The organism is uncultured Fluviicola sp. (assembly GCF_902168135.1).
Taxonomy (GTDB): domain Bacteria; phylum Bacteroidota; class Bacteroidia; order Flavobacteriales_D; family Crocinitomicaceae; genus Fluviicola.
In genome coordinates this window covers 63203-75250 of record NZ_CABHOL010000052.1, presented here as the reverse complement: position 1 = coordinate 75250, position 12048 = coordinate 63203, and the positions used below count along the sequence as shown (strand labels likewise).

The 12048-nt window shown below is 40.8% G+C and carries 9 protein-coding genes; 8 read left to right on the top strand and 1 reads right to left on the bottom strand.

Features of this window, described 5'->3' with window-relative positions; genetic code table 11:
• Positions 1-70: 70 nt before the first annotated feature.
• Complete coding sequence (locus QZT69_RS17665; protein WP_294679078.1) at positions 71-739, top strand: hypothetical protein; 669 nt, start codon at positions 71-73, stop codon at positions 737-739.
• A gap of 4 nt (positions 740-743) precedes the next feature.
• Entirely contained in the window at positions 744-3224 is a 2481-nt protein-coding gene (locus tag QZT69_RS17660; RefSeq protein WP_294679076.1) for a T9SS type A sorting domain-containing protein, read from the top strand.
• A gap of 144 nt (positions 3225-3368) precedes the next feature.
• On the opposite strand, the gene QZT69_RS17655 is transcribed toward QZT69_RS17660, so the two are convergent.
• Positions 3369-4337, bottom strand: a complete 969-nt coding sequence (locus tag QZT69_RS17655) for a hypothetical protein (RefSeq protein WP_294679072.1) — start codon at positions 4335-4337, stop codon at positions 3369-3371.
• A 188-nt stretch (positions 4338-4525) separates the two neighbouring features.
• Here QZT69_RS17655 and QZT69_RS17650 point away from each other — a divergent pair, with 188 nt between their 5' ends.
• From QZT69_RS17650 to acs, 6 genes are all read left to right on the top strand, one after another.
• Positions 4526-5041 (top strand): hypothetical protein, encoded by a 516-nt coding sequence (locus QZT69_RS17650; RefSeq protein ID WP_294679070.1) that lies wholly within the window; start codon positions 4526-4528, stop codon positions 5039-5041.
• Positions 5042-5386: 345 nt separating this feature from the next.
• Positions 5387-6697 (top strand): hypothetical protein, encoded by a 1311-nt coding sequence (locus QZT69_RS17645; RefSeq protein ID WP_294679067.1) that lies wholly within the window; start codon positions 5387-5389, stop codon positions 6695-6697.
• Positions 6698-6728: 31 nt separating this feature from the next.
• Positions 6729-6923: a hypothetical protein gene (locus tag QZT69_RS17640; protein ID WP_294679064.1), complete on the top strand. Its 195-nt coding sequence runs from the start codon at positions 6729-6731 to the stop codon at positions 6921-6923.
• A gap of 102 nt (positions 6924-7025) precedes the next feature.
• Positions 7026-9695 (top strand): ATP-binding protein, encoded by a 2670-nt coding sequence (locus tag QZT69_RS17635; RefSeq protein ID WP_294679060.1) that lies wholly within the window; start codon positions 7026-7028, stop codon positions 9693-9695.
• Between the two features lie 5 nt (positions 9696-9700).
• Positions 9701-10069 (top strand): response regulator transcription factor, encoded by a 369-nt coding sequence (locus QZT69_RS17630; RefSeq protein WP_294679057.1) that lies wholly within the window; start codon positions 9701-9703, stop codon positions 10067-10069.
• A 21-nt stretch (positions 10070-10090) separates the two neighbouring features.
• Positions 10091-11995, top strand: coding sequence for an acetate--CoA ligase (gene acs / locus QZT69_RS17625; RefSeq protein ID WP_294679054.1), 1905 nt, complete (start codon positions 10091-10093; stop codon positions 11993-11995).
• The last annotated feature ends 53 nt before the right edge of the window (positions 11996-12048 follow it).

The window sequence follows — 12048 nt, the reverse complement described above, 5'->3', positions numbered from 1 at the left end:
GACCACCGAGATCTACACAGAGTAGATCGTCGGCAGCGTCAGATGTGTATAAGAGACAGGTATTATTTACTTGGCAACACTTACTGTTAATGCTCAAAATAGATACTCAAACGAAAAGTTGGATAATAACTTGTCTTACTCTGTCAATTACGATGGGCTGATTGATTCAATCAGTATGGATGGAGAAAAAGGGAAATGGAAAAAACACTTAAATTACGGATTTTCCATCAATCAATCTTTGACCTGGTATGGACTTCCAACTGCGGTTTTATTTACGTTCAATTACAAAAAACACCAATTCGATTTGGGACCTCAATTTCGCTTAGGCAAGTCAATCAATGATAGACAAAAGAATATTGGTGTTGAATTCAATTATCGATACTACATAACCGGAGATACTTCTTGGTTTAGCTCTTATGTGCTGTTTAATGCGGATTATTTCTTCGAATATTCAAAGCCTTATAAATATGGCATTTATTACTCTAGTGATCCAACATTGAACGGACAAGTTTCTACTAGTTCAACCACATTCAAGAGCCTGGCATTAAACGTGGGATATGGGATTAAATTCAATTTGGTAAAGGGATTCTATCTTGGGTCTCATGCAGGAATAGGTACTTGCATTTCATTTGAAGAACATAAGACCTCATTAGTTAATGTTGATTGGAGCAACACCTGGAAAAGACGTGAAGATAATCTCGGTTTTATAGCTTCAGTTTTTATTGGGTATAAATTTTAAACTTATGAAAAAATATATATTAACAATCACCTTTTTGGTGGCATTATTATGCCATGCACAAAATCTCGTTCCAAATGGAAATTTTGAATCGGGCTCTTACGACGGAGGTTCAAACCCAATAGAATTTTATTCAGGAACATATACCGGAAACTGGTGGTCGGATTTATGGGAAGCATCAACTCATCATCGATTTGACAACAGCATGCAAGGAACATGGTATGTTGCTAAAGCAGATAAAACCTATGGTGGAAAACGTCGTGATTCTCCTGACTGGATTGATCCAAACCAATGGTATAATACCGAGCATGATGGTAACTGTACTGAAACAAAATATGTTAGATGCGCTTATCCTAACGAATCAATTATGGTTAGAATGGAAGGAGGGCACAAATTAGTGAAAGGACAAACTTACACCTTTAAGATTAAAGCAAGAGGCGGTAAGGGACCAGAATTTCCTTCTCATCAATTTCGTTTAGCTTTTACAGCAGATGATGAAGGTTTAGACTGTCTAAATAAGAAAAAATGGTACGTTACTGAGTTTTACGTTGAGAATTCTTGTGAATGGCATTATTTTGAATATACATTCACAGTTCCGGACGATGATAATAAAAACTATGAAGATATGGGGTGGCTCGTAATCAATCCGAATTATTATCGTGATGGAAGTAACGAACCCAATGACAATGGCGCAGTTTACAATTTTGATGATGTTGTTTTAACCATGGAACCTAAGTGTATTGATACGCGCTATATCCAGGACAGGGTTTACGCAAATGGTGAGCATAAAATAGAACAAGCAAACGTTGAGATCAGAGCCGGAGCGCACGTAAGTCCTTATTCCTGGCAGTCTCAATTTCCTGTAGTATTGAAACCTACTTCAATGGTAATTTATCGTGCGCCAAGCGTGTATTTAGAACCTGGTTTCTTTATTGAGGAAGAAGGTAGTTATTTCGAAACACAAGATGCAACATGCGTTGAAAACCCTTGCCCGGGAATTCCAGGTTTCACGCCACCATCCGTCGCACAATGTAATGAGTCATTAACCCTGGGCACTAATTTTCCAACTACTCCGGGGGTGTTTTATGTCTGGGAACCTGCAAACTATTTTTCAGCTCCCTGGAGCAGGACCACGGAAGTAACACCTCCGCCAAATGATGATGGCTGTGTAGATGCAAAACTAACTATCTGGACGATATGCGGTGCAGCACAAGTCCACAATTTTAAACTGCAATTCATCGATGCCGCTCCAACAATGGATATAACGAATGTAACCATGAGTCAAACGGGTATTACCGGTTACATCAATTTACAGAATGCCACAGATTATACCATACAGGGAATCAATCCGAGCAACGGGCAAATTGTTTTTGAAAACGAATATTCGTGGGACTGCAATAAAGGATCACAACACATTCCATTTTCAGTAAATCATTGTACAGGAAACTTATGCCAGAATTTAGAAATAAAAATCACGGCTTCAAATCCTTGTTTCGGAACAATTTCAGAATCGCTTCAATGGCAGGCTCCAAATGTACCTGATTATGATCTTCAAGTCAGTAATTTAGTTTCAACTAATTTTGAATTCAACTTTGATTGGAACATCCCAAACACCTATGAGTATGTAAAAATTCAGGTCTGGAATGAGGCAAAAACACAAAAAATTTGTGAGTGGAATTATAATAGTTGCTCTAGTCCTATGAACACAACAAATCCTTATCATTTCGATATTCGGAATTGTTTGGGACCGGAGTGCTTTGCGCAATGTTTAAATTATAAAGTTGTCCTTGAAACAAAACAGTTCTGTAATCCATTAATCTCAACTAAGCAAATTGCCTGGAACAAGTCAAATACCACATTTGCAATGCCGGTTAATTACCCGAATATTATTACTGCTGACAATGATGGAGTAAACGATGATCTGTGTTTTACCCCGACAGGTGCTGATTGGTACGACATTGTTATAAAAAACAGATGGGGAAATGTGATGCATGAAGAACAGGGTTGTGTAGATGAAATTCCGATTTGTTTATGGCATCCATCCATAAATACAACGGACGGAGAATACTTTTACACCATTGTTTTCGGTAATCAGTGTAACTATTCAGATGAACTCACGGCACCCGTCATGGTTTTAGCGGATCCTAATGCCGGACTTGCTCAAAATAATAATCCGCAAGAACATCAAAATTCCGGATATACCATAGTTACTGATCAAGAGGGTAATCAGACAGCAGTAGCGAGGGAAATTACAACCGAATGGAACGTTAATGCATTCCCGAATCCGGCTGAAGATGTTCTATTTGTTCAATCTTCGGAAGAAATAATCCAGATTCTTATTCGTGATATTACGGGGAAAGAAATTTTGATGAAAGAAATACATGATAGAAATGCCTCTATCGATATTTCAAATTGCGCTTCAGGGTATTATATTTTGAATGTAAATAGTCCAGTGGGGGTTAAATCTATAAATTTAGTAAAGCGTTAAGAATTAAGATACTCCATCCCGTAGAAATTGGGATGGAGTAAATAATAACACATAACTGAAGACTATCCTACAAATTGTAATAATTCTTATTCAGTGTTTTGTAAACTTCTCTAAAAATGAGATTCTACCAGTTATTAAGACAATCTAAGGCTTTTGGATTTTCAGGGAATTTGATTTGCTGAAAATCCTGTTTTTGCCATTTTTCGAATAGACTTTTTCTTTCACGGGACCGCTTTCTGACAGAACGATCACTTTTCCATCTTTCCCGATGTAATCTTCAGGAATGTTGAATGCATTTTTGTCGAGGTTGATCAGCAGGTATTCGGGGCAGATCCGCTTGTCCAGTTTTTGGTTCAGTGTTAATTGGTAAAGGGCTTCATTTTCGGATGATTTTAAAAGTCTGGCCTGATCGATCGGGATCCGTACGAACAGGTTTGTGGTAATTTGTTTCCGAATCTGTCGTGTAAGCGGAAAAGAACTTTCCACTTTTACTTTAATCTTTTTCGGATGATAAGAAATCAGTGGTTTATTCTTTTTGACATAATCATCGGTATGTGCATAGGTTTTTAGGATGAATCCGTCTTCAGGGCTCAGCTGAAAATAGTTTTGAACTGCCGCTTCTTTCTTTTGGATCTCATCGTATTTCTTGCGGATCATTGCTTCTTCGATAAAACCGGCTTCTTCCTTGTATTCAAGTGCAGGGAAAGCAGGCATTATTTTATCCGGTGTCAGTTTTCCTGCAAAATCGCGCCATTTCTTTTCAACGGGTTTCAATGACTGTGGAAGGTGATTGTTGAGCAGATTGGTCAAATCTTCTTTCAGGGCTTCTTTTTCACCGCTTAATTCGACAAATGCATCGTAATTATCAAACTGCACAAGCAGGTTGTTTTTTTTGAACTCCGGATTTTCGACCAAACGCTCCAGTTTTCCCGTGCGCTTTGCAAAGATGGTCTTTTCCGGGATCATGAAGTTTAAAAATACCGTGTCGCGTTGTTGCTTTCCTGAAAGTGTAAGCAGTTGTCCGGAGGAATTATTCAGATTCTTGTCACTTTCATCGGAGCATGAAAGCACGAATAGGATCGGTAAAAAGACAAGGAATTGAAATACTTTCATACTGCTCTTTTCATAAATGTACAACCAAAAACCAAAAGCGTTGAAAGATTGTGAAAACTTGGACAAATAATGTTAATAACTTAGTTAACATTTAAATAACATGGCTTAAAAATAACAAGACGTTCCCACCTAAATTTGTAAGTAACGAATAATGCAGGCCTATGCTAGGGACACTATTAAAAAAAAGGTTGTCGGACACACAGTTAGCGAATGTTTTCCTGAACGGGATCTTCGAGATAGTCGACAATGGTTTCGTTGAGGTTGTGGATCTAATCAATGAAGACTTGGCTTTTGTCAACTCGCCTTCAATTCCTGTAGAGCGTAACGGGCAATTCACCATGATTGTAGTTGTGGCAAATATATCTGCTTTGGAAACGACTTTCGAAACGGTTCAGGCAAATAGAATTGAAAAGATCATTTTTGAGCAAATGGGTTCTTTGATGGGGGTAAGTGCCGCAGATGCGGAAGCTAAGGTGAGAGAATACCAGAAATTTATGCAGCGTATCAACCATCCATCCAAGAATATGGTTTATGCGATGTCTAAAGCTGTATTCCAGAAATACGAACTGAATGACTTCCAGGATGAATACTTCAGACGCCTGCAGTCACCTAATCCGCTGTTCCTGAAACGTATGGATCAGGTGATGGTCAATTTCCTCTGGGATTGGGATTCCTTCTTTAAGAAATACAAGATTGATGAATAATAGAAATCCTGACCGAAGCGTCAGGATTTTTTGTTTTGGGTGGCTGAGCGTTTATAAAACCTTGACCGAAACGTCAATGGGAGTCGAAGCCCTGGATTATCAATGTTGCTAAAATGATATAGCTTTACAAAAAATAAATAGTTGTTCATTTTTGCTTATTTAAAAGGATTTTTCTGATTTTTTGTTTTTTCAGGGATTCGCTTTTGATGTGTGAATTTCAATTTATCCTTTTAAAATAAGGATAAATATATGCTTAACAATTACCTATATGTCTTTTTGAAAGCTCTTTTCTTTTTCGTCTCTTAGCCTCACTATCCCGGTTATTAACGAAAATTCGAAAGAGAAATGAAACATCTGCTACTTTTTGGAACGATAGTACTCTTTATGGGTCCCGTTTTTGGACAAGGATTTCCCGGTTATGAAGGCGGGCTAAAAATTAAATTGAATGATGATGGGTCCCGATACATCCGATTCATCACCTGGCATCAAATCTGGTTGAAGTACAATCAAAATAACACGGGAAGTACTCTTGCGGGAAAACCGATTAATGAATCATACGATATTTCTCTTAGAAGATCGCGTTTCCTGACTTTTTCCCAGATCAATGACCGCTTTTTGATATTGACTCATTTCGGGATCAATAACCAAAGTACTTTTAGCGGAGGTGTTGCTGCTACAAATGGAAAAAAGCCGCAGTTATTCCTGCATGAAGCTTATGTAGATTATACTGTTTTCAAACGGTTTTTAAATATCGGGGCAGGGTTGCATTACTGGAACGGCGTTTCCCGTATGACGAATGCCAGTACCCTGAATTTCATGGCGCAGGACGCACCTATTTTCAATTGGTACAACATTGATAAAAGTGATCAGTTTGCCCGGTATCTCGGAATCTTTGCAAAAGGGAAAATCGGAAAGCTGGATTACCGCTTAGCTGCGAATGATCCTTTCCAGGCAAATGAGGCAAAAGCAATTACAACCAATGTCTCCGATTACAATCCATACAACCGTTCATGGAGCACCGCCGGGTATATTCATTATGAGTTTTTGGATGAAGAAAGTAATCTGTTGCCTTTCATGGTCGGAACTTATCTGGGAACGAAAAAAGTATTCAATATCGGGGTGGGATTCGATCATTGGAAAGACGGAATGTGGCATCGGAATTCAGACGGAGACACCATTACTCAGGATCAATTGCAGTTAGGAGCAGATGTATTTCTCGATATGCCTTTGAGTAAAAGAAAAGATGCGATCACTTTCTACGGAAGCTATTATAATTACAATTTCGGAAAAGATTATGTGCGAAGTATTGGTATTTTGAATACTGCAGATGGCGGAGGGGTTTACCGCGGGAACGCTTTGCCAACTCTTGGAACGGGACAGATCTTTTACGGACAGTTGGGGTATTTATTGCCGGATTTCAAACTAACTACCCGTTTCCAGGTTTACGGAGCATTTTCACATGCACGCTTTGTGGGATTGCGCAATGCAGCGGCTGAATTGGTCCCGGTGAATACCATTGATGCCGGCTTGAATGTGTTCCTTGCGGGGCATCATTCAAAGATTACATTGAATTACCGGGCAAGACCTGATTTTTCAAATATTGAAAGTATTAATTATAAGAATGAGTTGACCCTTCAGTTTATGGTTTACCTGTAAATTGATGTATCTTTCAGATTCAATGAGAAACATGGATAAACGGAAAATTCAAACGAGCTATTTTTTGCTTGGGTTACTTGGGTTCGTTTTGTTTAACTATCCGATCATTCATCTGATGGAAGGGAAAGTTTGGTTGGGAATTCCGGCTTTGCTGATTTATTTCTCTGGGGTAGTGTTATGCATCAGTGCGGTCGGTTTTCTCATAGCCAAACGAAACAAAGAATGAAACAAGTTCAAAGGAGAAACAGTTCAAAAGTTCAAATAGGATTCAGCTTGAACATCTTTGAACGTTTTTAACTATTGAACTTTTTCATGTAAATGAAAATAAATGAGTGGCTTACTGATTTTAGTTATAGTGGTGTATCTGGCGGTGCTCTTTTTAGTAGCATACAAGATCGATGCGTCCACGAGGCTAAGGCTGCGTGTTGCTAACTCACCAACTATTTATGCGCTTTCATTGGCTGTTTATTGTACGGCATGGACTTTTTTCGGAAGTGTGGGAGGTGCTTCTGCTTACAATATCCAGTTCCTGACTATTTACATCGGTCCGATCGTTCTAATGCCTTTTCTGTGGTTCATTTACCGCAAGTTTATCCGTATTTCCAAAGCACAGGGAATTTCTTCTCTTTCGGATTTTATTGCTAACCGCTACGATAAAAGCATTGGACTGAACCGTTTGGTTGCCTTGCTTTTAATGTTGGGAATTATTCCTTATATCGCACTGCAGATCACCGGAATCGATAAAGCAATTGAAACAATAGTGACCAATAACGGCACCGAACAGAATGCCTGGCTGCGATACGTCGATACCAGTCTGCTGGTAACACTGGGCTTGGGGTATTTTATTATTATTTTCACCACTAAGCGCTTCCAGGAAAAAGAACAGAATATGGGACTTGTCGGAGCAATTGCGCTGGAATCCATTGTGAAACTGCTTGTTTTCCTGTTTTTTGGGATTTATATTGTTTTTTATGCTTCCGATAAGCCGGATTTGTTTTCTGATTTTGATGCAAGTAAACTGAAGTTGAACCCAAATAACGATTATGGACAGTGGTTTGGAATGATCTTCTTGTCTGCGCTGGCATTTTTGTTCCTGCCCCGCCAGTTTGAAATGGGAGTGGTGGCGGCTGCCAACGAGCGCAAGGTAAAACGCGCCATCTGGATGTTCCCGGTTTACCTGCTGCTGATCAATGTATTTGTAATCCCCATTGCAATTATCGGGAATAATATGTTTGCAGGACATAAAATGAACCCGGATATGTACATGCTTTCCATTCCCATGCATTTGAATAGTGGGTGGATGGCGTTATTGGTCTTGTTGGGAGGATTTTCAGCGGCGAGCGGAATGATTATCGTAGCAACACATGCATTGAGTAAAATGGTTTCGAATGCGATCCTGATGCCGAGTTTTATTAATAATCGATTTGTATTGAACCGGTTTAAGGACCGCAATCACCGCATTCCGGTTTTCTTCAGGCGGCTGAGTATTTTTACCGTTCTTTTGTTGGCTTATCTCTATCATAAATTGGTAGTGGCTGATTTTACGCTGATTTCTATCGGGTTGGTTTCTTTTGTTGCGGTGGCGCAATTTGCTCCGGCTATTCTCGGCGGAATTTTTTGGAAGCTGGGGAATAAATACGGAGCAATCATCGGTATTTCACTAGGGTTCTTTGTGTGGCTGGTTTTCCTGATAGGCCCCACCATTTTGAATGTGAATGTACACGGAATGTTTCGAGATGATCTGAATGCTGTCCGGCCGGAAGGGGATCTGATTACCACCGTGTTGTTTTGGAGTTTGCTGTTAAATTTCCTCGGTTACACTGTTGGTTCCATATTGACGAGGCAAACTGCCCTGGAGCAGAATCAGGCTACTTTGTATGTAGATATCATGAATTACTCGGCAGATGTGGATTCCGGTGTGGTGTGGAAAGGAAAAGCCTTCTTTCCGGATATTAAATCGCTGTTATCCCGGTTTTTGGGAGAAAGAAGAGTAACCGCAGAACTGAATCATTTTGCACAGAAACAAGGGATTGACCTGGCGGCACAGGACGAGCTGGATTCGCGTTTGATCGGGTACTCGGAGAAAATGCTGAGCCCGATAGTAGGTGCTTCTTCTGCAAAAATTTTGATCTCATCTGTGGTGAAAGAAGAGAAATTGTCGATGGAAGATGTCGTGAATATTTTGGAAGAATCCCAAAAGATCATCGCTGTGAATAAAGAGCTGCAGCAACGGACAGATGAATTGAAACGGGTGTCTGAAGCATTGAAACTGGCAAATGCCCGTATGAAGGAGAATGATTTGCTGAAGGATGAGTTTTTGTACACAGTTACCCACGAAATGCGGACTCCATTAACTTCAATTAAAGCGTTGAGTGAACTGCTGTCCGATGAGGAAGATGCCATGCCCGATGAAGTAAAAAGGGAGTTTTTAAATACGATTCTGAAGGAATCGAACCGCATGACGCGATTGATCTCGCAGGTACTGGACCTGGAAAATTTTGAATCCGGGAAGCATCAGCTGATTATTGATAAGGTAAATGTTTCAGAACTGATCCAGCATTGCCTGCAGTCCCTGGACGGCGTGTTTAAACAAAACAATATCCAGGTTTGTGTCTCTGTTGAAGACGAGCTTCCGGAGTTGTATGCTGATTCGGACAGGATTACACAGGTTGTTTTGAATTTACTGGCGAATGCGGCAAAATATTGTGATAAAGAAAGAGGGAAAGTGTGGGTTGATGTTACGCGGAATGGTTCGGTGCTTCAGGTGAAAATTGCCGACAACGGCCCCGGGGTAATTCCGGAACTGCGCGAGATTATTTTTGAAAAATTCTTCCAGGCAAAAAATCAAACCATGAGAAAGCCAAAAGGAAGTGGTCTGGGATTGGCAATTTCAAAAAAAATTATTCAACTTCACGAAGGAAAAATAGGTGTAGATACGAATAAACCGGAAGGTGCCGTATTTACATTTAGCATTCCGTTTACCCAGAACAGAGATTAAAAATTATGACAGGAAAGAAGATTTTGATAGTAGACGATGAACCGAATATTGTATTGTCGTTAGACTATTTAGTGAGGAGGAAAGGATTTGTTCCGTTAATAGCTCGAAATGGTACAGAGGCATTGAGTGCGGCTAATGAACACATTCCGGATTTGATAATCCTGGATATTATGATGCCGGATATTGACGGATATGATGTCTGTCAGACAATCAAAACGAATCCGATATTCAGTCACACGAAAATTATTTTCCTTTCTGCAAAATCGAGGCCGGAAGATATTTCAAAAGGTCTTAAAATGGGGGCTGACAAATACGTCACAAAACCTTTTAGCACAAAGCAATTGATGGTAGAGATCGTTGATTTGTTGAAATAAAAATCTGTATAAACTGGAACTATGAATAACATACAAATTAAAACCCTGGAAGAGTATCATGAAAAATATGCTCAAAGCGTCTCAAATCCGGAAGCATTTTGGGAAGAGATAGCCAATGAGTTCCAATGGATGCAAAAATGGGATAAAGTGCTGGAATGGAACTTTACGGAACCCGATATTAAATGGTTTAAAGGGGCGAAACTTAACATTACGGAAAACATGCTGGACCGGCACCTGGAAAAACGCGGTAATAAGCTGGCGTTGATTTGGGAGCCGAATGATCCGAAACAGCGGTTTATACGCTATACCTATCGGGAATTGTACGAGCAGGTTTGCATTTTTGCCAATGCCCTGAAAGCCCAGGGAGTTCAAAAGGGCGACCGCGTTTGTATTTACATGCCGATGGTTGCTGAATTGGCAATAGCAGTTATGGCGTGCGCTCGGATAGGAGCGATCCATTCGGTGGTTTTTGCCGGATTCTCAGCAACTGCTTTGGCTGACAGGATCAATGATGCACAGGCAAAATTGGTCATTACTTCAGACGGATTGAACCGTGGTCCGAAACAAATTCCGGTAAAACGGGTGGTGGATGAAGCGCTGGAATATGCCAAGTGTGTTGAAAAAGTAATTGTTTTTGATTGCCTGGGCTGGTTGCCGCACATGGAAGCCGGAAGGGATATTTGGTGGTCGGACGCAGTTGCCGGACAAGAAAAAAAATGTGCTCCTGAACCGATGGATGCAGAGGATCCGTTATTTATCCTTTATACATCCGGTTCTACCGGTAAGCCGAAGGGGGTAGTGCATACCTGTGGCGGTTACATGGTTTATACGGCGTATTCGTTCCAAAATGTATATCAGTACGAAGAAAGTGATGTGTTTTGGTGTACGGCAGACATTGGCTGGATCACCGGACATTCCTATATTGTTTACGGACCTTTGTTGAGCGGTGCAACGACTGTGATGTTTGAAGGAGTTCCGACTTATCCCGATCCGGGGCGTTTTTGGCAGGTGATTGATAAGTATGGAGTAAATCAGTTCTTAACAGCTCCGACAGCCATTCGTGCGCTGATGGCTTCCGGGGAGGATCACGTGCTTTCATATAGCCTGGATTCTCTGAAAGTAATCGGTACAGTAGGAGAGCCAATTAATGAGGAGGCCTGGAAATGGTATCATTTGCATGTCGGGAAAGGGCGCTGTCCGGTGGTTGACAACTGGTGGCAGACAGAAACGGGCGGAATCATGATTTCAGGAATTGGAAATATTTCACCCCAGAAACCAACATTTGCCGGGTATCCTTTACCGGGAATCCAGCCGGTTTTATTGAACCAGGAGGGAAAAGAGATTGAAGGGGCGAATGAAGAAGGATATTTGTGCGTTAAATTCCCATGGCCATCTATATTGCGAACTACTTACGGTGACCACGAACGCTGCCGCATCAATTACTTTTCCCATTACAACGGGTATTATTTTACCGGCGACGGAGCAAAACGGGATGAAAACGGGATGTATCGTATTATCGGGCGAATTGATGATGTGATTAATGTTTCGGGACACCGCTTTGGTACGGCTGAGATCGAAAATGCAATCAATACGAATGAATTGGTTATCGAGTCTGCTGTGGTGGGTTATCCGCATCCGGTAAAAGGCCAGTCGATCTATGCGTTTGTGGTTTGTGAGCATGAAGTTGCGGTTGAGGACCAGGATCAGGCAAGGGGAGCGATTGTTGAATCTGTTACGGCAGAGATCGGTAAAATTGCCATTCCGGAGAAGATCCAATTCGTTACGGGTTTACCCAAAACACGTTCCGGAAAGATCATGCGTCGTATCCTGCGAAAAATTGCAGAAGGAGACGTGACGAGTTTGGGAGATACTTCTACACTTTTGGATCCGCTGGTGGTGGATGAGATTGTGGAGAACGCCTTGTAAAAAGATCATAAAAACAAAAAGTCCCGATCGGTTTCCGATCGGGACTTTTTTTG

Excerpts from the sequence above, each read along its gene's own strand:
- QZT69_RS17660 (WP_294679076.1), top strand. The coding sequence starts at position 744 with ATGAAAAAATATATATTAACAATCACCTTTTTGGTGGCATTATTATGC.
- QZT69_RS17655 (WP_294679072.1), bottom strand. The coding sequence starts at position 4,337 with ATGAAAGTATTTCAATTCCTTGTCTTTTTACCGATCCTATTCGTGCTT.
- QZT69_RS17645 (WP_294679067.1), top strand. The coding sequence starts at position 5,387 with ATGAAACATCTGCTACTTTTTGGAACGATAGTACTCTTTATGGGTCCC.
- QZT69_RS17640 (WP_294679064.1), top strand. The coding sequence starts at position 6,729 with ATGGATAAACGGAAAATTCAAACGAGCTATTTTTTGCTTGGGTTACTT.
- QZT69_RS17635 (WP_294679060.1), top strand. The coding sequence starts at position 7,026 with ATGAGTGGCTTACTGATTTTAGTTATAGTGGTGTATCTGGCGGTGCTC.
- QZT69_RS17630 (WP_294679057.1), top strand. The coding sequence starts at position 9,701 with ATGACAGGAAAGAAGATTTTGATAGTAGACGATGAACCGAATATTGTA.
- acs (WP_294679054.1), top strand. The coding sequence starts at position 10,091 with ATGAATAACATACAAATTAAAACCCTGGAAGAGTATCATGAAAAATAT.